Origin of the sequence: Paraburkholderia sp. SIMBA_027 (assembly GCF_046535315.1) — a bacterium.
In the GTDB taxonomy this organism is placed as follows: Bacteria; Pseudomonadota; Gammaproteobacteria; order Burkholderiales; family Burkholderiaceae; genus Paraburkholderia; species Paraburkholderia tropica.
The window spans coordinates 277,032-299,929 of sequence record NZ_JAWRWY010000010.1; the positions used below are offsets into that span (position 1 = coordinate 277,032).

The window sequence follows — 22,898 nt, forward strand, 5'->3', positions numbered from 1 at the left end:
CACCCGGCACAACGATTCTACCTGCACGCCATGAACCTCAAAGCCATCATTCAGAAGGTCGTCTCGTGGTTCAGGAGCGAGGCGAAGTCGGTCGAAACCCGCGTCGTCGTCGATGCGCATCTGACCGAGCAGGACGTGAAAGACCTTGGGGATTTGATTCGTGCGGAAATCGACGAGCGTCTGAGCGGGCTTGGAGCGGCTGTCTCTGCAGAGACGGATGCACGTCTGACGGCCGACACCGCGCTCGCAGCGCAAATCAGTCCGGTCATTGCCGCATCGTCTGTCTCGGTGCTGGACGAAGCGACTGGCGCTGGCTGGACGATCTCGAAAGACGGCATCTTTTCTATCACCAACTCAACCACTGAGGCAGATATGAGCAACATCAACGTCGCAATCCAGATCGCTCTCGCGCTGAAGGCGAACGACCCGAGCCTGACCGATGCAGCCGTGCAAGCCGCTGCGAACGCCGCGCTCGCTGCTGCATATCCGGCTGTCGCACCGGCTGCCTGATCGCTGCATGCCGCGCCTTCGAACGCTGCCGTCTCGCCTGTCGTCGTTGCCTAGTCGTGTTGCCGTCGTGCAGCCCGGCTCGTGGCGAGCAGGCAAGACGAGCAGCGCGGCGCGCGGCTACGGGTACGACTGGCAGAAGCTGCGCGCGCAGCACCTCGCTGCGCATCCGCACTGCGCGTTCTGCCTGCGTGACCTCGGCATGCTCGGCTTGACGCCAGCCGAAGTCGTACTCGCGTGTGCCGAGCGCGGCGTTGCCGAGCCACTTGGCAACATCGGCGATCACATCACCCCACACCAAGGTGACGATCGGCTGCGCCTCGACCCGAACAACGTGCAGACGCTGTGCAAGCCTCATCACGATGGCGAGAAGGCTCGGAGCGAGCGAGACCTTGGGAGTCGATAGCGCCTAATCGCAGGCTATCGAGTGTATTTATTCGTTCGATTTAATTTGTGGAATACCTGATGCGACTTTCTGCACATTTTTTGTGCAGACATCCGGCTGTTCGTGAAACTGTTGCGTGGAGCCAACGAACTGCGTGCGATTTCATTGAGTTTGTAAAAATTACCGATAGTCTGGGCCGGGGCAGTCAAAAGTCTAGGGCTATCGACGGCCTCGACCGACCGTTCCCGCACGCACAGAATTTTTTCCCTTTTGGAGTTTTTGTTAATGGCTTTAACAGCGAAAAAGCGGCTCTTTGCCGATGCTGTTTTAGCCAGCAAGTCCAATAGGGACGCGGCAATCGCCGCCGGCTACAGCGAAAAAACGGCCTCGCAGTCGGGAGCCCGCCTTGTTAAAGACAAGGACGTCGCGCTGTACGTGGCCGCGCAGCGAATCGAGAGCGAATCGAAGGCCGCGCCGCCGAAAAGCGCCGCGCCTGATCGCTCGCCGCCTCCGGATTTCGATCCGTACGCGATGACCAGCTTCACGGACCCGAAGGCATTCCTGATTGCCGCTATGAATGACGGGCGGACGGAACCGAAGCTGCGCGTCGACGCCGCGAAAGCGCTGATGCCGTTCGTCCACGCCAAGGTTGGCGAGGCCGGCAAGAAGGACGCGAAGGGCGCGGCGGCCGAGAAGGCCGCGAACAAGTTCGCTGCGCTCGCGGCGCCGAAGCTGATTGTCAACAACAGGAAGTAGCGTATGGAATGGTCGACCGCGTGCCTGGACTGGCCCGAGCGGCTGCGGTCCGGGCGCTCGATCATTCCGCCGCCGATCTTTCCCGAGCAGGCCGAGCTGGCGCTGAACGTTTTCAAGCAATTGAAGATCGTCGACGCGCCAGGCAGCCCGACGTTCGGCGAGGCGTCGGCGCAATGGGTCTTCGATCTGGTCGCTTCGATCTTCGGCGCGTATGACGCTAACAGCGGTCGGCGGCTGATCACCGAATGGTTCGTCTGCATCCCCAAGAAGAATTCGGAGACGCGTTTCCGAGAGATTCGATGCTGTTCGCGGCGGTACTCCGTGCGACAGAAACTCTCGGGAAAATCAACGCTTTGGCGAAGATTTGATGTTCGGGGGAGTTCCATGGGATCCCCGTACAGCGCCCCTTAAGTGGGGGTAGCTGTGGGGGTACTTTCCGAGCTAACCGTCGTTTGTAAATCAGATACCCCCAAAAATGCGTCTAACCAACATTGCGATTCGGAATGCGAAGCCTACTGAACGTCCAAGAAAGCTGGCGGACGGTCGCGGACTGTACTTGCTTATCAACCCAAGCGGTTCACGCTGCTGGCGTTGGAAATATCGCTTCCAAGGGCGAGAGAAGTTGATGGCGTTCGGCGTCTATCCTGACGTGTCGTTGGCCGAGGTCCGCGAGAAGCATATCGAAGCCCGTAAGTTACTCGCGAGCGGAGTCGATCCGATGGAGAAGCGGCGCGAGGCCGCAGAAGTGCGCCCCTATAAGACGTTCGAAGAGGCCGCCGAGCAGTGGTTGAACTACTGGAAGCCAACGCGCACGGAGTCACGAGTAAAGCAGGTAGCGGCATATCTGCAATCCGACATATACCCAGTGATTGGGCGCCGAGCACTGGCGGATCTTCCCAGCTCGGTGTTCCGAGACATGGTGAAGAAGATAGGGGCGAGGGGGGCACCAACCGTTGCCAAATTAGTTCTGCAGGTCTGCAATCAGGTGATGCGATACAGCATCGCGCATGATTGGGTGCAGCGTAATCCTGTCGCAGAGCTGCGTGCGGGCGATCTAATGGTGATACCGAAAACGAAAAACCACGCACGCGTTGGTGAGGCAGATTTGCCCGCGCTGCTTCATGCAATCGACAACTACAGCGGCGAAGAACAGACGCGCTTGGCGTTCAAAATGATGGCGCTTACTTTTGTCCGAACGGCGGAATTGATCGAGTCCACCTGGGCCGAGTTCGATCTTGACGCAGCGCGATGGACGATCCCGGCTGACCGGATGAAGATGGCGACCTCTCATGTTGTTCCGTTGTCGTGGCAAGCGGTCTTGACGCTCAGGCGCCTGCAAGTTCTCACGGCTGGCGGAGACTTTGTTTTCCCTGGCCGTGATTCGCACAAGAGGCCAATGAGTCGCGCAACGCTTCTGATGGCCCTGCGTGTACTTGGCTACCGCGGGCGAATGACGGTGCATGGTTTCCGCGGCATTGCTTCAACGACGCTTCACGAGCAGGACTGGCCGCACGAGCATATCGAGCTGCAATTAGCCCACCAATCGAGGGGGGCGGTTAGCGCGGCATACAACCACGCCCAATATCTTCCGCAGCGCGAAGCAATGATGCAGGCATGGGCCGATTATCTTGACGCTCAGCGTGCCCGCTACGCGCCACCGATCTAAGACGCAGCACTATGCAACGATAGTCCGCCCAGCGCGGGCTTCTTTTTGCCAGGAGGTTTCATGAGCAACACCCTTATCAAGCTGTCCCGGGTCCTCGAAAAGACGGGTCTTAGTCGGACGTCGGTCTATACCAATCCAACATTCCCGAAGCCGATCAAGCTGAGCGCGCGCGCGGTGGCATGGGTAGAAGGCGAAGTCGATGGATGGATCGCCACGCGCATCGCCGAAAGTCGCTGCGCTGTTGGCGACCAATGCGGGCCGGAACGGCACTGACAAAGCTGACAAAAGGGCAGCACACTTTATTGATGCGGCCCCATTCCCCGCTGACACAACTGACAGAAGGGTGCTTTTGTCAGTTGTGTCAGTGACCCCGGGAGGTAGTTTGCGAAAAAGGCGCTTGCATGACGTAAACCCGTGCGCGTATACTTTTCGCGTGGCTGAGACAGCAGCCACCGGGTTTGGCGACCTGGAAATGTTGGCGGACGACCGCCCGAGCGCGGTTTTTTTACGTCCGTGTGCCTCCGCACGCCTGTACGATCAACGGGTGGGCCTAGGTGGGGAGACCTTCGGGTCTGCCGGTGCCAACGTTCCGGTTCGCCAACCCTGCTTAGTGCCCGCCCACCCATTTGGCGATGGGAAGCGGGCTTTCGACACCAACGTTGGAGGCCGAACGATGCGCCACCCCCTTGCTCGCCCTGAGCGAACCCAACCCCTTCCCGAACTCGTAAATCGCGCACTGCGCGACGCCGCGCTCGCACCTACCGTCTTTGACGCGCTCGACATTTGCGCCGACGCCCTGCTCGTGCTGGCTGCGCTCGCCCAGCCGCTGGAGGTGCGCGCATGACTTCCGCTGCTGAAATCCTCCATAACCCGGAACTGCTCGAAGCCTTTGTCGCTGGCAGCACGTGGGACCGCGACAACGTGATTCGCACCCTTACTGCCACGGCGGAGAAGAAAGCCGCTGAGGCCGAGAGCGCGAAGCAGCGCGCCTACGCCGAGTATCCCGCGCTGCTGAAGCGGGCGCGCGAAGAACGGGACCGTGCCCGCCGCGAGCTGGCGAACGCCGCGAAAGCTCTGCGCCACTGCTGCACGCTGTTCCACACGATCAAAAGCCTGGTGTGCGACGAAGAGTTTGACCTCGCGGAGATTGGCGAAGATCAGGCTGGTTTCGCCGCCGAGCGGGCGCAGGACGAAGCCGACTACTTCGCGGAGACCGCGCAATGAATGCCCGGACCCAATCAATCACTCTCTGGATGCCAATCTGGTACGACGCTGGCCGCGAGATTGATGGCCTCTGGTGCTCCTGTACGCACTACGGCACTGCGCTGACCGACAAGCGAAAGGCGTGGGCTGAGGCACGCCGAATGTGCGATGCAATCGGCGGCATTGGCTTCTGCGTGCGACGCGTCGAGCCGGTAATCCGCGAAGGGGCCAGCACGAACGTACCACACGAACTTCGGCGTATTTCTAACGCTGAGCAGTCCTCACGAGGTGAGCAATGAGCGAGGCACAGGCCATCAAAGATCGCGTCAATCGACAGATCGAGTGCGAAATCGAAATCTGCAGGAAAAGAATGGGTGAGGCGGAATGGAAACTCCACGGCGAGTGGGTAACGGAAAACATCGTGACGGCCGCGAAGATCTGGATCATGCGCGCGCTGCGGGAGGGGAGCCTGTGAGTAATTTTCTCGAAGATCTCGCGCTTACCGACGACGATCTGCGCGCCGCGCGCGAGCGAAGCGAAATCAACCGTGTTCGCATGAATTTTCTGGCTAAAGGTGCCGCGGCTGGCGGGATTGCGTGGCCGGACATCGAGCCCCTGCCGGACTCGCTCAAGCCAGTTGAGCCATTCGCCATGGCGCTCTTGCCCGATAGCTTGCGGCCATGGGCGCAGGACATCGCCAACCGCGTGCAATGCCCGTCGGATTTCATTGGCGCGACCATCATTGGCGCGCTCGGCATCGCCATTGGCCGCCGCGTGGGCGTGCGCCCGAAGCTGCGCGACGACTGGACCGAGTACGCCAATCAGTGGGTCTGCATCGTCGGCCGCCCGGGCGTAATGAAGTCGCCGGCAATGAGCGCCGTGCTCGCGCCGGTAAAGCGCCTCGACATGGAGGCTAGCCAACGATTTGAGGATGAGTTGGCGCTCCACGAGTCCGAAGCGAAGATCCACAAGATGCGTCAGGACGCTGCTGAGAAAAAGGCAATGGCCGCGCTCAAGAAGAACCCGGACGCGGCCGTCAGCCTGCACGAATCCGAGCCGCTGGAGCCGCCGAAGCTGACGCGATACCTGGTCAACGACGCGACGGTCGAGAAGCTGGGCGAGATCTGCGCAGACAACCCGCAGGGCGTGGGCGTGTTCCGTGACGAGCTGGTGAGTCTGTTGAAGGGCCTCGACCGCGACGGACAGGAGAGCGCACGAGGCTTCTATCTGACCGGCTGGAACGGGAACGACGGCTATGTTGTTGACCGCATCATGCGCGGACATCAGCGCATCGAAGCCGTGTGCCTCTCGCTGATCGGCTCGACGCAGCCCGGGCGCCTGTCCGAATACCTGCGCAGCGCTATCGGGGGCGGGGCGGCTGACGATGGCCTCGTGCAACGTTTCGGCGTGCTCGTATGGCCTGACGTACCGCGCGAGACGTGGGAGAACGTCGATTGCTGGCCGGACGCCGAGGCGAAGCATGCCGCGCACGCGGTATTCAAGCGGCTCATTGACGCTGACCCGGTCGAGACGTGGCAGGCGGAGATCCCTGTCGGGCCTGACGGCGAGCCCGACGGCAACCCGCCATTCCTGCGACTCTCTCCCGAAGGTATGGAGATCTTCGTCGAGTGGCGGACGGAGCACGAGAACGCTCTGCGCGGCGGCGACCTGCACCCGGCTATGGAATCACACCTCGCGAAGTACCGGAAGCTGGTTCCGTCGCTCGCGCTCGTGCTGCACCTCGCCAACGGCGGCACTGGACCGATAACCGACTACGCCATGAATCAGGCTCTCGCGTGGGCAGCGTACCTGCGCAGTCACGCCGAGCGCGCCTATGGCTCCGTGCTGGTGGCCGAGGTGAGCAGCGCGAAGGCCCTCCTGCGGCGGATCAAGGCGGGCGACCTCATGGACGGATTCTCGGCGCGCGACGTCTATCGCAATCAATGGTCGGGGCTGGAGAACCGCGAGGCAGCGACGAAAGCCATCGGAGTGCTGGTCGAGTACGGCTACCTTGTGGCTGAGGCGGCCGAGACTGGCGGGCGCGCGAAGTCGGTCTATCGCATTCACCCGGGGGCAAGGAAGTGACTCTCCATCGTGACTCGTTACCCGAAAGCGTGACCGCACGTGACTCGCTCGTTACTCGGCTGACGCGCGCGGCGCGCGTGCCCAGCCAAACGGAGGATGCCCGATGAACAAGTACCTCGCGCGCCTGCAATCTGCAACGAACCCGGCAAAGCCCTCGGCATCACCTTTTGTCAGTTTTGTCAGTGGCCCGGGTGGCTCCAATGCATCCGGCGAATTTTGGCCGTGGGCGCCCTACCTCGGCGCGGCCGATGTCCAGCGCATGCAAACGGAGCTGGTCGGAATGATCGAGCGGCTAGCGGATCTGGAGGAATGGCCTGACGAGCAACGCGACGACGTGCTCGCTCGCGCCGTGCGCGGCCCGCTGGCCGACCTGCTGCCAAACCTGCACCACTTCAACCAACGATTGACGGAGGCGGCCTCCGTAGCGGCGGCGCGCAAAGCCGTCGAGAAACGCACCTGGAGGTTTGATCGATGAACACGACCGAAAAGACCATCGCCGAGTATCAGGGCGCTGTGAAGAACCTGTTTCAAGCCGCGTTCGATCAATTGCGCGTCGAGAATCCCCAGCACTACGCGAACTGCTCGGACGTGCTCAACGCAGGCGGAATGATCGAGCTGCGCAGTTGCGCGATGGCGGGCGGGCTGCTGGAGACGGTCATCAGCGTCGTGGACGCCGCGGGCGAGTCGGCAGAGGTGTGCCGTCTTGAGACTGGTGTTGTTAACCACTAAGTAGTCCTATACACTATTGACAAACGGCCTCATGTATGCGTTAGCGCGTCATGGGGCCGATGCATAAGGCGGTATGCCGGGCGCTACCGTAACCACGAAGCACAACATGCCGTGCGCTGTTGAGCGGGTCGTGACGAAGCACATTCCAGAATTCAACTTTATGAGGCATCACATGCAAACGAATAACCCGGTTCGCGTTCCGCGCGGCATCCAATCCGTTCAAGCCCAAGGCGGCGGCCTCGACATCAAGGCTCTCATCGAGGGTGCCACGGCAGCCGTCAACGGCCTCAAGGAAAAGACTGAAGCCGAACTGGCGGATCTGCGCAGCGCAGTCGACGAGCACTCGGTCGCGCTCGCATCGCACCAGATGCACGGCGGCGCTAGCGGTGCGAACGCACGCGAAGAGCAACTGCCGATCTATGCGGCTCGCGGTCTGCGCGCCGCGCAAATCTCGGCGCACTACAAGCAGCGCGCCCAAGCCGCAGGCGAAGACGCCAGCATCAACATGGCCGACTTCCTGCGCGGCGTGGCAGGCATGAAGTGCTCGGATGCGGTCAAGGCATCGCTCGCAGTCGGCACGGACCCGGCGGGCGGCTATGCTGTGCCAAGCATCGTCATGCCGAGGATCATCGATGCGCTGGTCGACCAGAGCGCACTGCTCACGGCTGGCGCTGGCATCCTTCCGGTGGCGGGCGGAGCCAAGAGCTTGACCGTGGCAGGCATCGACACGCTGCCTACGCCTGCATGGCGTAACGAGCTGGCCGCGATCGCCGAAAGCGAACCGACGTTCCGCGGCGTGGTGGCGACGCCCCGCTCGCTCGCCTGCATCGTGCGTATCAGCCGCGAACTGCTGGCCGATGCTGACGACGTATCGCGTGCAGTGACTCAGGCAATCTCGCAAGCGTTCGCACTGGAGTTCGACCGCGTTGGCCTGGTCGGCAGCGGCGTTGCACCGCAGCCGCTCGGCCTGTACGGCATGGCGGCAGTGACGAAGATCGAGCAGGCGGGCGCGAAGTTCGCCTATAGCGACATGCTGGCCGCGTATCAGACCCAGCTCGAACACAAGGCGCCTGCGCCGACGGCTGCCATCATGGCGCCGCGAACGCTGGTCGGTTTGGCTGGCTTGACCGACTCCACGGGTCAGCCGTTGGTCGCACCGCCGCTGCTGTCTGGCGTGCGCCAGCTCTCGACCAACGGCGTACCGGTCAACCTCGGCGACGGCGGCGCCAAGAGTCTCGTGTTCGTCGGCAACTTCTCGACGGTGCAATACGTCCTGCGCGAGACGCTGAACATCGGCCTGCTGCGTGAAGCCTACGCCACGACCGGCGAAATCGGCTTCCTCTGCCACGCTCGCGTGGACGTGATCGCGAACTACCCGCAGGCAATCACGGTGATCGAGGCCGTCGCGAGCTAACGCAATTGGGAACGGGGCGGTCAAAAGTTGTGCACCACTTTAGTGCTAGACCCACCGTTCCCGCACGCACAGAATTTTTTCCCCTTTTCAAAAGGATTTCAGCAAATGGCAGGCGTCAAAGGACGGTCCGGAGGGCCGCGAGCCAATAGCGGTGGGGCTCGGCCGGGCGCTGGTAGACCGAAAAAATCAAAACCGGCGCCCGCGCCGCTCGATGAGCGCGACATGCTCCAGCTTCTGCAGGACATCGCGCTCGGTCGCGTGGACGCCACCCCGATTCAGGTGCGCGCCGCCGTCGCGGCAGTGCAGTACACACACCATAAAAAGGGCGAAGGCGGTAAAAAGGACGAGCAGGCCGATGCGGCGAAGAAAGCCGCGAACAAGTTTGCTTCGATGCCGCCGCCGGCGCGTCTCATCGTGAACAATCAGAAATAGGAGGTCGGATGGACATCCCGACGACTGAAGACCCGAAGGTTTTCCTGTTGGCTGTCATGAATAACTCCGCCGTCGACATGCCGACGCGCATCGCGGCCGCCGCCGCGCTCATGCCGTACTACCACGAGCGACTTGCTGACGACGAAGAGGACGAAGAGCAGTGACCGCGGGCCTCCAGATATTCGATGCGAACGGGAACCCCGTGCTCGACGCGACGTATCGCGTAATGCGCCTCGGCGGGTCGCGTAGCCTAACGGGCGGCCAGAACGACAGCGTCACAGACGACCGACTGCTACAGGGCGGCTGGTTCTCGTTTGCGCCGAGTGGCACGAAGGGCGACGCCTACCTGTCTGGCGGCATCATCACGCCTCGTTTCTCTATCAGCGGAAACGTGCTGTCGTGGACGTGGGCAGCGAAGAATAACGCGACATACGACACGTACCAGACTGGCGTCGTTTTCTGGGGGGGATCGTGATCGCAACTATTTCTGAAAACGGCCGGGCTAAGACAACTTAGCCCTTGTCTGTGATGCTGAATTATTCGCTAGGCGTATCTTCCATTTCCTCGACATCAATTGCTTTCGGACTCGGGTAGGCTGCCTCCGCCGCCTTGAGTACATCCGCAACAGCGCTTACATGCCATACCCGTCCTAGGTCGGATTCGCTGTTCACCCGTCCGGAGTATATGCCGATAAATTCCCAAGGGTGTGTCGCTCCGAGAGTCGAGCTCACTTTGTCATCTTTAGGCACTCGAAATCCGAACGGACGATATGCGATAACTGGTGATCCGGATTGGCCTTGGCGTGTCCGGCAATCAACCAAAAATACTGGATTCTCAGGGGTTATCAAGCTCATTTCTTGTGCCAAGAATCCAGTGGCCCAAATGGGAAATTTCCCGAATGAAGAAAGACCAAATGGAAAGCCAATCACGCTCACAGTTTCTCCCGGCGCTATAATTAAGCCAGGGCGATCGAGATCCATGCCAATGTAATAAGGCATCTTATAGACGTCACTTCCCCATTTGAGATTAAGAGCCACGACGTCTGCTTTTTCCCCTAATGTCGGGTGTTCAATCCACCACGGTGTGCCATCATCCTTATAGAGGGGGAGCGTTATAACCTTCCATTGACCCGACTCGATGGGCTGTTTGTGGAAGAAAATCCGAATTCTGTCTGGTATTCCACAAGTCTTACTAAGATACTCACCGGTCTCTTGATGCTTCCCAGTCACGTTGTGACGATTGGTTATTAGCGCGCAATGAGGATCCTTGTTGTACGCTGCTAGGAACGCAGTTCCCCGGCTTAGAATCGTCTCTCCGAAACACATTTCAATGTAAAGTGACTTCATCGTCGGGACTGTGACCGACAAGGTCAGTGCATTGCCAGTAGGAAGCGTAATGAATTCAGGAAGAGAGGATATTGTCATCGTCGATTATTCGGCTGATATTGAGGGGTTAAAGAAATAACTCGAATCTGATGAGTTATGCTTCCCACCCAATCAACCCGCGCAGCGAGATGACAGGTTTGATAGGTGGTTCTTGCTCATCTTGGAGCTTTGTCCATCTCGCTTCTATTTCCTCTGGCTCCAATGCTCCAACCGAAAAGGAGTTTGTGTGGGTCAGACCGGTTTGCTCGTCAAGGAATCCACTCACGCGCTCGATCTCCAGTTGTCCGAAATAGCGATCGACCCTTACATCAAGAAATACCGAGAGAGTTACCTGAATATGCTCACCGAAGCCATTGTCTACCTGAACGTTGCCGGGAAAGATAGCCAGTTCATCGTGTTTGCCAGCGGTCGTGGGGTACTCCGCGTTATTCCACTTCCGTAACGCGGTGTCCAGCGCCGTCCCGAGTGACTGGCCGTTCTCGTCGAATGCTTCCTGATAGGCAGGGCTGGCGGTGATGCGGAAGGGCTTGGCTGCTACGGTGGAGATCTGGAAAGCCATAGTTGTTCTGACGTATTCGCAGACAGCCGGAATAGTTGGACGAGTGCGCCACTTGTGATCCCCCGTGTCGACAGGCCGATAGAGTTCCATCTGGAGCTTCTTGGCGACAGTCTTCGCAGTCTCTGTGAACCCGGCTGGACATACAAGCACCCCCTTGTTTGCACCAATATCATTCACCATGCCAGCAAATTCTTCGACGCCTTTTACATCAACGGGTTTTTTGTAGTCTTTGCAATCGATGGCGATTGTCATGGGGTATTGGCCTATGTTCTGCGTCACCAGCACATCCACCTGACGGTCAACTTCCGAATTCCGTCCTTTGATTTTGACGTTGTGCTCGACCTTCGCAGCCGGGGCAAGATTTTGCTGAATCCTCGCGACGAGGTGTTCCAGGTCCAGCCAATCCTTGGTGTTCATGGCGCGGCCGACTTGTGTTGCTCTCTTCTCTTTCTTCCCCATGTTGTCCTCATCTATGCCTTTGGCATATTTTGGCTATGCAGACGGCCCCGAGTTCTGGCCGACCTCCAAGCGACCATCTCATGGGGGTAGGCGTTGGGGTATTTCGATATTATTCTACGCTCACCCCCCCGTTGCAGAAGGGTCGGGCATCCATTTCCGTATTCCCAAGAAGAACAGCAAATCGACGCTGGCCGCGGGGATCATGATGACGGCCATGATCCTGAATTGGCGGATGTCCGCGGAATACGCAATTCTCGCGCCAACGATCGAGGTTGCTAACAACAGCTTCGCGCCGAGTCGCGACATGGTGAAGCACGAGGAAGATCTCGACGATCTGTTCCAGGTGCAGGCGCACATCAAGACGATCACGCACCGCACGAGCGGCGCGACGTTGAAGGTCGTCGCTGCCGATGCGAACACCGTGTCGGGCAAGAAGAGCGTCGGAACGCTGATCGACGAAGTCTGGTTGTTCGGCAAGATGCCGAATGCGGAAGACATGTTGCGGGAAGCAACCGGTGGCCTGGCATCGAGGCCCGAAGGCTTCATCATCTACCTGACGACGCAGTCGAACGATCCGCCGGCGGGCGTGTTCCTGCAGAAGCTGCGCTACGCGCGCGACGTGCGCGACGGCAAGATCGTCGATCCGTGCTTCGTGCCCGTCATCTTCGAGCACCCGCCCGAAATGGTGCGGCGTAAAGAGCACCTGAAGGTCGAAAACCTTGCGATGGTGAATCCGAACTTCGGATTTTCCGTCGATCAGGCTTATCTGGAGCGCGAGTTTCGCAAGGCTCAGGACACGGGCGAAGAGTCGTTCCGCGGCTTTCTCGCGAAGCACGCAAACGTCGAGATCGGCCTCGCGCTGCGCAGCGATCGCTGGGCGGGCGCTGAATTCTGGGAAGCTGCGGCGCTCGCGCCGTCCCTCTCGATCGAGGAACTGATAGAGCGCTGCGAAGTAATCGACGCAGGCGTTGACGGCGGCGGCCTGGACGACTTGCTCGGGCTCGCGCTCGTCGGGCGCGAGAAGGGCACGCGAAACTGGCTAGCGTGGACGCACGCATGGGCGCATCCGTCCGTGTTCGAGCGACGCAAAGAGATCGCGGACACGTTGCGCGACTTCGAGCACGAGGGCGATCTCACGGTCGTCGAGCAGATCGGCGATGACGTGACAGACGTCGCGGCGATCATCGCCCAAGTCCACGCCGCTGGCCTACTCGATAAGGTCGGCGCGGACCCGGCGGGCATTGGCGGCGTGCTCGACGCGCTTGCGGAAGCGGGCGTGCCGGAAGACAAGGTGATCGGCATATCGCAGGGCTGGAAGCTCTCGGGCGCAATCAAGACGACCGAGCGCCGGCTCGCCGCTGCGAGCGGACGCAAGGCAGACGACAGCGGCACGCGTCCTGATGGCACGCTGATTCATGGCGGACAGCGCCTTATGGCGTGGGCGGTCGGTAACGCGCGCGTCGTGCCAGTCGGTAACGCCGTGAACATCACGAAACAGGCCAGCGGGACGGGAAAAATCGACCCGCTCATGGCGATCTTTGACGCGGTGTCGCTGATGGCGCTCAACCCGCCGGCGCAAGGCGCGTCGGTGTATGAGTCGCGCGGCATCCGATTCCTCTGAGGTGCGAATGGGTTTTTTCGATCGTTTCCGACGCGAAAGCGCGCCGGAGGCCCAAGCTCGCCCGCAGGAGCCGACGTTTCAGGCTTCCTCGGCTGCGGCCACGCCGCCGGGCGAGACGTTCGACGGGATCGACGATCCGCGCCTGCTCGAATACATCCGGCGCGGCGAGCTGAACGGTGGCATGAATGCGCGCGAGGCGCGCGCGTTGCGCAACACGGCCGTTCTTCGCTGCTGCACGCTGATTTCGCAGTCCATCGGCATGCTGCCGCTCAACCTCATCGCGAGCGACGACACAAAGCAGGTTCAAAGCGCCAATCCGGCGCACCGGCTGCTGAAATATCGCCCGAATAGCTGGCAGACGCCGCTGGAGTTCAAGAGCCTGCTACAGCTCCGCACGATGCTCGACGGCCAGTCGTTCGCGCGCGCAATCTGGTCCGGAAACCGGCCGATCATGCTGATCCCGATGGATCGCGGTTCGACTAAGCCGCGCCTGACCGACTCGTGGCAGATGGTCTACGACTACACGACGCCGTCCGGCAATCTGATTACGCTTCCTGCGCGCGAGGTGTTCCATCTTCGTGACTTGTCGCTCGATGCTGTGAACGGTCTATCGCGCCCGAAGCTGTCGCGCGAAGCGCTTGAGCTTGCCGAGCAGGCTGAACGCGCAGCGTCGCGCACGTTCCGTACGGGCGTGATGGCTGGTGGGGTGATTGAGGTTCCGAAGGAACTTTCAGAAACCGCTTACAAGCGGATGAAAGAGTCACTGAACGATGACTACAGCGGATCGGATAACGCCGGCCGCTGGATGATCGCGGAAGAGGGGGCGCAGGCCAAACAGTTCACCTCAACGGCAGTGTCGTCGCAACAGATCGAGACGCGCAATCACCAGATCGAAGAGGTGGCGCGCACGTACGGCGTGCCGCGCCCGCTTCTGATGATGGACGACACGAGCTGGGGCAGCGGCATCGAGCAGCTCGCGATCTTCTTCATTCAGTACACGCTCGCGCCGTGGTTCGTCTCCTGGGAGCAGGCTGCAGCGCGGCTGTTTGTTCCCGACGCGCAGCTCGACGCGATCCAGTTCAAGTTCAACGAAGGCGCGCTGCTGCGCGGCACGCTCAACGATCAGGCGACGTTCTTCTCGAAGGCGCTCGGCGCCGGCGGCCAGTCGCCGTGGATGTCGCAAAACGAGGTGCGTGAAATCTCCGACCTTCCGCGTTCGAGCGACCCGCAGGCGGACCAGCTCCGCAATCCGATGACACAGCAACCGAAGGGAAGCGGCAATGAGCCTCCTCAAACTGCCTGAAATCCGCGCCGACCATCGGCTCAACACCGCGCAATACGACCTGCGGCCCGACGCGCTGGAGCGCTGGGAGCCCGGCACGCGCGCGGCGGCGGCCGATGACGCCGCATCGATCTCGATTTACGACTCGATCGGCGACAACTGGGAAGGCACGGGCGTCACGTCGAAGCGGATCAGCGCCGCGCTGCGCACCATCGGTGCGCGCGATCTCACGGTCAACGTGAATTCGCCGGGCGGTGACTTCTTCGAGGGCGTCGCGATCTACAACCTGCTGCGTGAGCACAAGGCCAAGGTCACGGTCAACGTGATGGGGATCGCCGCTTCGGCGGCGTCTGTGATCGCGATGGCGGGCGACGAGATTCTGATGGGCGAGGGATCGTTCCTGATGATCCACAACGCCTGGACGGTCGCAATCGGCAACCGGCACGACCTCGCGCAGGCGGCGCAGACGCTCGAACCGTTCGACACCGCGATGGCGAGCCTCTATGCGAAGCGCGCCGGCATCAGCCAGGCCGACGCGGTCGCGCTGATGGACAAGGAAACGTGGATCGGTGCCGAGCAGGCTGTATCCGACGGGTTCGCGACCGGGCTGCTCGACAGCGCGCAGGTCGCGAAAGACACCAACGCGAGCGGCAGCCGCAAGGCGCTCGCTCTCATTGAAGCGTCCATGGCGCGCGCCGGCTACTCGCGCGGCGCGCGCCGCGACGCTCTCAAAGCCCTATTCGACGGCACGCCGGGCGCTGCCGCTGATAACGCCATGCCGGGCGCTGGCGACGACGTTGCAGCCTCGCTGCAAAACCTCATCAACGCTCTTCAAGGATAAATCCATGAGCAATCGCAAGCATCTCCTCGTCGCCGCACTGGCGGCAGCCATGTCGGGTTCGTATGGCGCGGTCCCGCGCGGCATCGTGGCAGTGCGCGCCGATACCGGTGACGTCAAAGCGCTCATCGACGGCGTCAATCGCGCCTTCGACGCGTTCAAGGCCGAGCACACGAAGCAACTCGACGCCGTGAAGGCGGGTCTGCCCGCGTCCGACATCACCGCGAAGGTCGAGAAGATCGGCGCGGATCTGGACTCGTTCCAGAAGGCGCTCGACGAGCACAGCGTGAAGATGGCGTCCCTCGAAATGGGCGGCGCGGGCGGCGCGAAGCTGCGCGACGCCGAATACACGGACGCGTTCAAGGCGCACGTGAAGAAGGGCGAAATCAACGCCGCGCTGAACAAGGGCGCTGACGAGCAGGGCGGCTATCTGACGCCGGTCGAATGGGATCGAACCATCATCGACAAGCTGGTGCTGATCTCGCCGATGCGCCAGCTCGCACAGGTGCAGTCGGTTTCGAAGGCTGGCTTCTCGAAGCTGTTCAACATGCGCGGCACCGCGAGCGGCTGGGTCGGAGAGGCCGACGCGCGCCCGCAGACCGCGACGGGTACGTTCAAGTCGCTGTCGTTCGCGTCCGGCGAGATCTATGCGAACCCGGCGGCCACGCAGGGCATTCTCGACGACAGCGAGATCGACCTCGAAACGTGGCTCGCGAACGAAGTGCAGACCGAGTTCGCGCGGCAGGAAGGCATCGCGTTCCTGTCGGGCGACGGCGAGAACAAGCCGAACGGCATCCTGACGTACGTTACCGGCGGCGCGAATGCTGCAGTGCATCCGCTCGGCGCAATCGGCGTCGTGAACAGCGGCGCGGCGGCGGCCGTCACGTCCGACGGCGTGCTCGACCTGATCTACGACCTGCCGAGCGCCTTCACTGCAAACGCGCGCTTCACGATGAACCGCAACACGCAGCGCGACATTCGCAAGCTGAAGGACGGCCAGGGCAATTACCTGTGGCAGCCGTCGTACGTCGCAGGCCAGCCGGCGACGCTCGCGGGCTACCCGATCACGGAAGTGCCCGACATGCCCGACGTCGCTGCGAACTCGACGCCGGTCCTCTTCGGCGACTTCAAGCAGTCGTACCTGATCGTCGACCGCATGGGCGTGCGCTTGCTCCGCGATCCGTACACCGCCAAGCCGTACGTCCTGTTCTACACGACGAAGCGAGTCGGCGGCGGTCTGCTGAATCCGGAGCCGATGCGCGCGATGAAGATCGCCGTGGACGCCTAACCGGCAAAGATTCTCCGTGGGTGGGTGAGTGGCTTAGGGGCGTCCGTGGGACGCCCCATTTTTTTGGAGAACGATATGGCGAAGTTCATCAAGCCGTTCAAAGGCGTGCCGAAGGGCGAGATCTATCCCAAGCAGTACGCCATCGACGATGACTGCCCCGAAGAGCTGGAAGCGGGCGCGCGCGAGCTGGGCGCCCTCGAAGGCTCGGACGACAAGAAGGCCGCAGCGGCCAAGAAGTAAGCGATGGCTCTCGTTGAACTCAGTCTTGCGCTCGGCTTTGTGCGGCAGGACGCTGGCGTCGAGGACGACGTCGTGCAGGCCCTGCTGGACGGCGCAACGCAGTCGGCCGTCGACTATCTCAACCGACAGGTGTTCGAGACTCAGGTCGACCTCGACGCCGCAGTTACCGACGGCACAGCAGGCGATAACCCGATGGTCGTCAATGCTGCGATCAAGGCCGCGATCCTGAAGACGACAGCCGAGCTGTATGCGAATCGCGAGGATACGGCGATCGGCACGATTGCGGAACTGCCGTTCAACGCGCGGACGCTGCTGCGGCCGCATCGAATCGTGCCGGGGCTGTGATGCGCGCGGGCACTCTCAACCGCCGCGTGCGCATCGATCAGCGCTCGGGCAGCGGCACGCTGAACGATCCGACGGGCTGGGCGCCGGTCGCGACAGTCTGGGCGAACGTGAAGATGCTCACGGGCAAGGAAACGCTGCTCGCTGATAGCGACGTCGGCGAGGCCACTGCGAGCATCCGCATCCGGTTCCGCACGGACCTCGACAACAGCATGCGCGTCGTGCTGCTCAAGTTCGTCGGTGGCCAGCCGGTCGACGAAGCGATTTTCAACATCCAGAAGCCGCTGCCGGACTACGCCGGGCGCGAATACACGGATCTGGCGTGCACGGAAGGGAGTAACGATGGCTGAAATCGTCATGAATTCGATGAATGGCCGCGGGCGCGAGTTGGCGGACATGCTTCGTCGTGAACTAGGCGTGCCCGATCACGTGCTTTCGTTCTCCGTGCATTTCGGCCTCGATTCGCTCGTACGTGTGCAGTGCGAATACATCCCGAAGGAGCAGCCGGCCAATGGCGACCGCTGAATCGATCGTTGACGCGGCGCTCGCCGCGCTCGCGGGCGGGCGCGTCTATCCCGACGTCGCGCCGTCCACGCCCGTCAAGCCGTACATCGTCTACCAGGGCGCCGGCGGCGTCGACGAAACGACACTCGACGGCGTCGACACGCTTCAAAACTGCCGCATGCAGGTGGCCGTGTGGGCAACCACGCGCGCCGAAGCGGCAACCCTCATTCAGCAGGTGCGCGCGGCGATGACCGCTGCGCCCGTGCTCGGCACGCCGATTGGCGCGCCCGTCCCGGTGTACGAGGACGACACGAAGCTTTTCGGCAGTCGGCAGGACTTCTCAATCTGGTATCAGGAGTGAATCTATGACCAGCACCGCAATTAGCGCGCAGGGCAGCGAGTTTTTCATCGACACCGCTGCGTCGGGCGCTGCAGAACCGACGTGGACGAAGGTCAAAAACGTCAAGTCGTATAGCGGCTTCGACGGCAGCGCGACCGAAATCGACGTGACCGACCTCGACTCGGAGGCAAAGGAAAAGCGCCTCGGGCTGATGGACAACGGCTCGTTCTCGATCGACGTCAACGTCAACATGTCCGATCCGGGCCAGGCGGCGATGAAGACCGCGCAGAAAGCGTCGAGCCTCGAATCGTTCAAGCTGAAGTATCCCGACGGCAGCTACGACACGTTCGACGCGTCGGTGAAGTCGTTCCCGATCTCGGGCGCGACCGACGCAGTGATCACGTCGACCATCGCGCTCACGATCTCGGGTGCGGTGACGACCACGGCAGCGGGGGCGTAATCGATGCTGACGCGTGAAATGATCCTCGCGGCCCACGATCTCGGATTCGAGATCGTCGAAGTGCCGGAATGGGGCGGGAAGGTCCGTATTGGCGTCATGAGCGGCAAGGTCCGCGAAGACCTGATGGACGTGCTCGCTGAAAAGCAGCCGCTGTCGCGCTTTCAGGCTCTGATGCTCGCGAGCACGATCGTGGACGAAGCAGGTGTGCCGATGTTCTGCGCGGATGACGTCGAGCAACTGCGCGGCAAGAACACCGAAGTCCTGGTGCGCCTCGTCGAGATCTCGATGCGGCTGAACAAGATCGGCCAGACGGCGACGGAGGACGCAGAAAAAAACTCCGAAGCCGCCCAGAGCGGCTCTTCTGGTTCCGACTCGCCCGCGAGCTAGGCATGTCGGTGGCGCGCTGCATGGCGGAAGTCAGCAGCGCGGAATTTACAGAGTGGCTCGCGTATTCGCAGATCGAGCACTTTGGACCGGTCGTCGAAGATCTGCGCGCCGGGGTCATCGCATCAGCGCAGTACAACGTCGCGCGCGATCGCAGGGCTCACCCAGAACCATTCGGCCCGAAGGACGTCATCCCGTGGCTGTTCGAGGCGCGCGAAGGTGGCGATGAGCCAATCCTGTTCGACGATCCCGTAGCGCAGACGAATCTGCTGCGTGCTCAGTTGTTCGGAGGTCGAAGTGGCGAAGCTAATTGAGGTTAGCAACCCGGACGGCTTCTCGGACATGCTCCGCAAGATGGAAGGCGCCTTGGGCGAGTCTGCGATTCGCAAGGCGGGCGCTGCTGCTGCCACAGTCGTCCTCAAGGAGGCGCAGCGGCGCGTGCCGATCGGGCCGGGTGCTCACCACCAGGGCAGTGAGCAGTTTCCGGTCGGCCACGGCCGTGATTCTCTGCTCGTCACGTTTCTCCCCGAGAAGTCCGTCAACGGCCGGCAGGCCACGTACGCCGTTACGTGGTCGGCAAGCGCCTATTACCTGAGATTCGTCGAATACGGCACTTCGAAGATGGCCGCGCAGCCGTTCTTCCGACCGTCCATCGACGCGACCAGGTTGGCGCAGTACTACGCCGTGGCTCAAGAGCTAGACAAGGCAATCGCGGAGGCAAAGATTGGCGAACGCTAACGAAACGCGGTATGAGGTAAGTGTCGGCGCGGATGGTGTTGCAACCGGCCTGCAGAAGGCGCGCACGAGCTGGACCGCATATACCGCGACGGTCGAGCAAGCCGCGCAGCGGCAGGCGCAAGCGCAGAAGGCAGTCGACGAAGCGCGCGAGAACGGCATCGCCGTGAGCACGCGCATGATGAACTCGACGAAGCGATTCATCGACTCGCTCGCGCAAGAAGCGGCAACGGCGGGCAAGACCCGCGCGGAGCTGCTCGAATTGCGCGCCGCGCAGATGGGCGTCTCTGACGCAGCGGCCGGCTACATTGCTCAGATCAAGGCGGCATCTGATGCGACGTCGTCGGCGAGCGGCGCAGCGCACGAATTCAGCCTGAATTCTGCGTCAGCGCGGCGCGAGATCGCAGTGCTGGCGCACGAGGCGTCGCAAGGTTCGTGGAAAAACTTCGGGGGCTCTCTGCTCGTGCTCGCCGAGCGCACTGACGCACTCTCGCTGGTGATGAGCCCGCTCGGGATCACTATCGGCGCGACGGTCGGTGCGATCGCGCTGCTGACGCACGCGGTCATTGAGGGCTACACGCAGTACGCCGCCTTTGAAAAAGCGGTGGTCAGCACGAACGGTGCGCTCGACGTGTCGGCGAGCCAGATGCAGGCCATTGCAGCGACGTTCGAGGACGCGAAGACGTCGTTCTCGGCCGCGCGCGAAACGCTCGCCGCTGTCGCTGAGACGGGCCGGTTCACCGGCGACGATCTCGCCCTGGCGGGACGCGCTGCGGTCGCGATGAGCGAGGACACGGGCGTCAGCGCGGACAAGGCCGTCGAATCGCTGGTCAAGCTGCACGATAACGTGCTCGAATGGCTGACCACGTATCAGGAACAGCACCACACGTTCTCGGCGGCGCAGGTCGAAGAGATCGAGAACTTCGTGCGTGCGGGCGATGCGGCGTCGGCGCAAAAGGCGGCCATGCTGGATCTGGTCAGCGCGCACGAGCAGGTGGCGGCATCGGCGGAGAAAAACGTCGGCATCGTCATGCAGTATTGGAACGATTGGGGGCGCATCATCGATCGCGTGAAAAACGCGATCATGAGCATCGGCGTTCCGGACAGCCTCGAAAAGCAGGTGGGCGACCAGCTCGCGCGCGTCGAGCAGGCGCAACGCAACTTCGACCAGCTCAAGGGCGCGTCGTCGTTCAGTGTCGATGCCGCAAAGCAGACGCTCGCGGCGGAGACCGAAAAGCTCAACGTGCTGCGCGAGCAGCAGTCGGTGCAGTTCAAGACTCAGCGCGACGCGGCACAACGTGCGGCGGGCGGCGACGCGGCCGTGGCGGTCAACAAGTACGTCAACGACACGAAATACGCGTCGCCGCTCGAACAGCGCACGCTCGCGATCAAGCAGGAGAACGCTGCCTACGCCGAGGCGACGAAGGACGTCGACAAGACCTCTGCGGCGTTTGTTGCCGCTGAAAAGCGGCATGCGGACAACCTTGCCGAGATCGACAAGCAGTATCAGAGCCGCAACGGCTCAAAAGCTGCTGCGAGCGCGGCAGCGGCGGCAGCCCAGAACGCGATCAGCGCTCAACTGGCGGCGCTCGACCAGCAGCAGAAGGACATCGAGACGAAGCTGAAAACGTCTCTCGATCACATCAAGAGCCTGCAGGACCAAGGCTTGATCACGCAGGAAGACGCGCTCAAGCAGTCGCACGACGCGCGGGCGGCCGCGCTTCAGCAAGAGCTGCAAATCGAGCAGCAGCAGGTCGAGATCGCTCAGGGCAAGAAGCAGAAATCGGCGATGGAGAAGTACGCCGGTGAAGTCAAGGCGACGCTCGACAAGATCCATGCGAACGATCAGCAGTACACCGACGATTCCGACGCACTGGCAAAGAAGCGCGCCACGGCGCTGAAGGTATACACGGACGCGCTCAATCAGCAGTTGCAGACGCAACAAGCGGCCGCCGACCAGACGCTTGCCGGGCTGTCGATGGGTTCGAACGATCGAGCGGATTTCGACAAGCAGATCGCCATCCGGCAGGACTACGACCGAAAGGTTGCGGATCTGGCGCGGCAGCAGACGGAAGGCAAGATCGGGAAGGATCAGTACGACGCGGAACTCGCGGCGACGCAGGCCTACTACGATCAATCGGTTGCGATCGCACAGAAGTCGTCGGCGGACATTCGCGCTGCCAATGCAGATTGGACGACCGGCGCGAAGCGGGCGCTCGCCGACTATTCTGACGAGGCTGCTAACGTGGCCGCGTCGACGGCGTCGACGTTTCAGGATGCATTCCGGGGCATGGAAGACGCGTTCGCGAAGTTCGTCACGACCGGCAAGCTCAGCTTCGGTGATCTCGCGACGAGCGTTATCGCCGACATTGCGCGCATGCAGGCGCGTGCGGCTATTTCGGGGCTATTCAACTACGCGGCGAGCGCGGTGGGCTCGTATTTCGGCGGTGGTTCGTCGCTTTCGTCCCTCTTCGGCACGACCAGCACGTCGAGCGTTGCGAGCGCGGCGTCGAGCTATTCCGTGGGAAGCGACTCGTATGGGTTTCACCTCGCCGGCGGCGGTCATGTTCAAGGCGAGGGCACTTCGACGTCGGACTCGATTGCGGCGTGGCTCTCAGATGGTGAATACGTGCTCAAGGCGTCGGCTGTGCAGCGCATTGGCGTGAACAACCTCGACGCGATCAACAGCGGCGCAGCAGTCCATAGTGCGGCGCGATTCGCTACTGGCGGTTTGGTCGGCGGCGGTACGTCGTCGGTCTCTTCGGCGCGCGGCGGTGACACGAACGTGCAGGTCGATGTGTCGACTGGCGGCGGCTCCCTAGATCAGACCGATGTGACGTGGCTGCAAGGCCAGATCAAATCGCTGGTCGATAGTCGATTGGCTCAGAAGATGAAGGGGCAGGGCGGCTACGCCTGGCAGCAGAAATACGGGAGCGTGGGCTAATGGCTGATGTGTTCACCTGGGCTCCGACCGTCGCGAATTCGAGCGGCAACGCAACGCTGCGCACGCGCACCGCGCAATTCGGCGACGGCTACGCGCAGAAGGCGGCGGATGGCATCAACGGCCGTTCGTCGACCTTCTCTCTGCAGTTCATTGGCGACGCCGAGAAGATCACGGCGATTCTCGCCTTCCTTGACGCGCATGCCGGCGCCACGTCGTTCCTGTGGACGCCGCCGCTGCGCGCGCAAGCGCTATTCACCTGCGAGGCGTACACCGAGCCGACCAAGGACGGCAACGTGTACACGATGACCGCGACGTTCAATCAATCCTTCGCTCTGTAACG

Annotated in this window: 33 protein-coding genes; 31 read left to right on the plus strand and 2 right to left on the minus strand. The window is 61.9% G+C overall.

Annotated elements, in window-relative coordinates; genetic code table 11:
* The first annotated feature begins 30 nt into the window (after positions 1-30).
* From SB764_RS20620 to SB764_RS20695, 16 genes are all read left to right on the plus strand, one after another.
* Entirely contained in the window at positions 31-510 is a 480-nt protein-coding gene (locus SB764_RS20620) for a hypothetical protein (protein WP_410864639.1), read from the plus strand.
* 7 nt (positions 511-517) lie between these two features.
* Positions 518-913: an HNH endonuclease gene (locus tag SB764_RS20625; protein ID WP_410864641.1), complete on the plus strand. Its 396-nt coding sequence runs from the start codon at positions 518-520 to the stop codon at positions 911-913.
* Between the two features lie 264 nt (positions 914-1,177).
* A complete protein-coding gene (locus SB764_RS20630) occupies positions 1,178-1,648 on the plus strand; it encodes a terminase small subunit (protein WP_410864643.1) in 471 nt (156 codons plus the stop codon).
* A gap of 3 nt (positions 1,649-1,651) precedes the next feature.
* Entirely contained in the window at positions 1,652-2,059 is a 408-nt protein-coding gene (locus SB764_RS20635) for a hypothetical protein (RefSeq protein ID WP_410864645.1), read from the plus strand.
* Positions 2,060-2,123: 64 nt separating this feature from the next.
* Positions 2,124-3,314 (plus strand): tyrosine-type recombinase/integrase, encoded by a 1,191-nt coding sequence (locus tag SB764_RS20640; RefSeq protein ID WP_410864647.1) that lies wholly within the window; start codon positions 2,124-2,126, stop codon positions 3,312-3,314.
* Between the two features lie 60 nt (positions 3,315-3,374).
* The gene (locus SB764_RS20645; RefSeq protein ID WP_410864649.1) at positions 3,375-3,587 is read left to right on the plus strand and encodes a helix-turn-helix transcriptional regulator; all 213 of its coding nucleotides are present in this window, start codon (positions 3,375-3,377) and stop codon (positions 3,585-3,587) included.
* A 400-nt stretch (positions 3,588-3,987) separates the two neighbouring features.
* Positions 3,988-4,158, plus strand: a complete 171-nt coding sequence (locus tag SB764_RS20650; RefSeq protein WP_410864651.1) for a hypothetical protein — start codon at positions 3,988-3,990, stop codon at positions 4,156-4,158.
* A complete protein-coding gene (locus SB764_RS20655) occupies positions 4,155-4,538 on the plus strand; it encodes a hypothetical protein (RefSeq protein ID WP_410864653.1) in 384 nt (127 codons plus the stop codon). The genes SB764_RS20650 and SB764_RS20655 overlap by 4 nt, the downstream gene beginning before the upstream one ends.
* Before the next feature lie 274 nt (positions 4,539-4,812).
* Entirely contained in the window at positions 4,813-4,992 is a 180-nt protein-coding gene (locus SB764_RS20660; RefSeq protein ID WP_410864655.1) for a hypothetical protein, read from the plus strand.
* Complete coding sequence (locus SB764_RS20665) at positions 4,989-6,602, plus strand: YfjI family protein (RefSeq protein WP_410864657.1); 1,614 nt, start codon at positions 4,989-4,991, stop codon at positions 6,600-6,602. Before SB764_RS20660 ends, SB764_RS20665 begins: the two co-directional genes overlap by 4 nt.
* A gap of 103 nt (positions 6,603-6,705) precedes the next feature.
* Positions 6,706-7,077, plus strand: a complete 372-nt coding sequence (locus tag SB764_RS20670) for a hypothetical protein (RefSeq protein WP_410864659.1) — start codon at positions 6,706-6,708, stop codon at positions 7,075-7,077.
* A complete protein-coding gene (locus tag SB764_RS20675; RefSeq protein ID WP_410721864.1) occupies positions 7,074-7,331 on the plus strand; it encodes a hypothetical protein in 258 nt (85 codons plus the stop codon). Before SB764_RS20670 ends, SB764_RS20675 begins: the two co-directional genes overlap by 4 nt.
* A gap of 130 nt (positions 7,332-7,461) precedes the next feature.
* The gene (locus tag SB764_RS20680) at positions 7,462-8,745 is read left to right on the plus strand and encodes a phage major capsid protein (RefSeq protein WP_410864661.1); all 1,284 of its coding nucleotides are present in this window, start codon (positions 7,462-7,464) and stop codon (positions 8,743-8,745) included.
* Between the two features lie 105 nt (positions 8,746-8,850).
* Positions 8,851-9,177: a hypothetical protein gene (locus SB764_RS20685; RefSeq protein WP_410864663.1), complete on the plus strand. Its 327-nt coding sequence runs from the start codon at positions 8,851-8,853 to the stop codon at positions 9,175-9,177.
* Between the two features lie 8 nt (positions 9,178-9,185).
* Positions 9,186-9,341 (plus strand): hypothetical protein, encoded by a 156-nt coding sequence (locus SB764_RS20690; RefSeq protein WP_410864665.1) that lies wholly within the window; start codon positions 9,186-9,188, stop codon positions 9,339-9,341.
* Positions 9,338-9,652, plus strand: a complete 315-nt coding sequence (locus SB764_RS20695) for a hypothetical protein (protein WP_410864667.1) — start codon at positions 9,338-9,340, stop codon at positions 9,650-9,652. The genes SB764_RS20690 and SB764_RS20695 overlap by 4 nt, the downstream gene beginning before the upstream one ends.
* A 61-nt stretch (positions 9,653-9,713) precedes the next feature.
* On the opposite strand, the gene SB764_RS20700 is transcribed toward SB764_RS20695, so the two are convergent.
* Both SB764_RS20700 and SB764_RS20705 read right to left on the minus strand, forming a co-directional pair.
* Positions 9,714-10,601 carry a hypothetical protein gene (locus SB764_RS20700; protein ID WP_410864669.1) on the minus strand — a complete coding sequence of 296 codons (888 nt, stop codon included), beginning with the start codon at positions 10,599-10,601 and terminating at the stop codon, positions 9,714-9,716.
* A gap of 55 nt (positions 10,602-10,656) precedes the next feature.
* Positions 10,657-11,538: a restriction endonuclease gene (locus SB764_RS20705; RefSeq protein WP_410864671.1), complete on the minus strand. Its 882-nt coding sequence runs from the start codon at positions 11,536-11,538 to the stop codon at positions 10,657-10,659.
* Between SB764_RS20705 and SB764_RS20710 the strand changes: the two genes are divergently transcribed.
* The 15 genes from SB764_RS20710 (at position 11,537) to SB764_RS20780 (ending at position 22,896) form a co-directional block, all read left to right on the plus strand.
* On the plus strand, positions 11,537-13,201 hold the full coding sequence (locus tag SB764_RS20710) for a terminase large subunit (protein ID WP_410864741.1): 1,665 nt from the start codon (positions 11,537-11,539) through the stop codon (positions 13,199-13,201). The genes SB764_RS20705 and SB764_RS20710 overlap by 2 nt on opposite strands.
* A gap of 7 nt (positions 13,202-13,208) precedes the next feature.
* On the plus strand, positions 13,209-14,504 hold the full coding sequence (locus SB764_RS20715; RefSeq protein WP_410864673.1) for a phage portal protein: 1,296 nt from the start codon (positions 13,209-13,211) through the stop codon (positions 14,502-14,504).
* The gene (locus tag SB764_RS20720; RefSeq protein WP_410864674.1) at positions 14,482-15,324 is read left to right on the plus strand and encodes a head maturation protease, ClpP-related; all 843 of its coding nucleotides are present in this window, start codon (positions 14,482-14,484) and stop codon (positions 15,322-15,324) included. Before SB764_RS20715 ends, SB764_RS20720 begins: the two co-directional genes overlap by 23 nt.
* 4 nt (positions 15,325-15,328) lie before the next feature.
* Positions 15,329-16,609, plus strand: coding sequence for a phage major capsid protein (locus tag SB764_RS20725; RefSeq protein WP_410864676.1), 1,281 nt, complete (start codon positions 15,329-15,331; stop codon positions 16,607-16,609).
* A 75-nt stretch (positions 16,610-16,684) separates the two neighbouring features.
* A complete protein-coding gene (locus SB764_RS20730) occupies positions 16,685-16,849 on the plus strand; it encodes a hypothetical protein (RefSeq protein WP_410864678.1) in 165 nt (54 codons plus the stop codon).
* Positions 16,850-16,852: 3 nt separating this feature from the next.
* A complete protein-coding gene (locus SB764_RS20735) occupies positions 16,853-17,194 on the plus strand; it encodes a head-tail connector protein (RefSeq protein WP_410864680.1) in 342 nt (113 codons plus the stop codon).
* Positions 17,194-17,541, plus strand: a complete 348-nt coding sequence (locus SB764_RS20740) for a phage head closure protein (RefSeq protein WP_410864682.1) — start codon at positions 17,194-17,196, stop codon at positions 17,539-17,541. The genes SB764_RS20735 and SB764_RS20740 overlap by 1 nt, the downstream gene beginning before the upstream one ends.
* Positions 17,534-17,716: a hypothetical protein gene (locus SB764_RS20745; RefSeq protein ID WP_410864684.1), complete on the plus strand. Its 183-nt coding sequence runs from the start codon at positions 17,534-17,536 to the stop codon at positions 17,714-17,716. The genes SB764_RS20740 and SB764_RS20745 overlap by 8 nt, the downstream gene beginning before the upstream one ends.
* Positions 17,703-18,056: a DUF3168 domain-containing protein gene (locus SB764_RS20750; protein WP_410864686.1), complete on the plus strand. Its 354-nt coding sequence runs from the start codon at positions 17,703-17,705 to the stop codon at positions 18,054-18,056. Before SB764_RS20745 ends, SB764_RS20750 begins: the two co-directional genes overlap by 14 nt.
* A 4-nt stretch (positions 18,057-18,060) precedes the next feature.
* Positions 18,061-18,495, plus strand: a complete 435-nt coding sequence (locus SB764_RS20755; RefSeq protein WP_410864688.1) for a phage tail tube protein — start codon at positions 18,061-18,063, stop codon at positions 18,493-18,495.
* A gap of 3 nt (positions 18,496-18,498) precedes the next feature.
* On the plus strand, positions 18,499-18,882 hold the full coding sequence (locus tag SB764_RS20760; RefSeq protein WP_410864690.1) for a hypothetical protein: 384 nt from the start codon (positions 18,499-18,501) through the stop codon (positions 18,880-18,882).
* Between the two features lie 2 nt (positions 18,883-18,884).
* The gene (locus SB764_RS20765; RefSeq protein WP_124262325.1) at positions 18,885-19,193 is read left to right on the plus strand and encodes a hypothetical protein; all 309 of its coding nucleotides are present in this window, start codon (positions 18,885-18,887) and stop codon (positions 19,191-19,193) included.
* Positions 19,177-19,617 carry an HK97-gp10 family putative phage morphogenesis protein gene (locus SB764_RS20770; protein ID WP_260400537.1) on the plus strand — a complete coding sequence of 147 codons (441 nt, stop codon included), beginning with the start codon at positions 19,177-19,179 and terminating at the stop codon, positions 19,615-19,617. The genes SB764_RS20765 and SB764_RS20770 overlap by 17 nt, the downstream gene beginning before the upstream one ends.
* Positions 19,604-22,558, plus strand: coding sequence for a phage tail tape measure protein (locus tag SB764_RS20775; RefSeq protein ID WP_410864692.1), 2,955 nt, complete (start codon positions 19,604-19,606; stop codon positions 22,556-22,558). The genes SB764_RS20770 and SB764_RS20775 overlap by 14 nt, the downstream gene beginning before the upstream one ends.
* Positions 22,558-22,896: a phage tail protein gene (locus SB764_RS20780; protein WP_410864694.1), complete on the plus strand. Its 339-nt coding sequence runs from the start codon at positions 22,558-22,560 to the stop codon at positions 22,894-22,896. The genes SB764_RS20775 and SB764_RS20780 overlap by 1 nt, the downstream gene beginning before the upstream one ends.
* Positions 22,897-22,898: the final 2 nt, after the last annotated feature.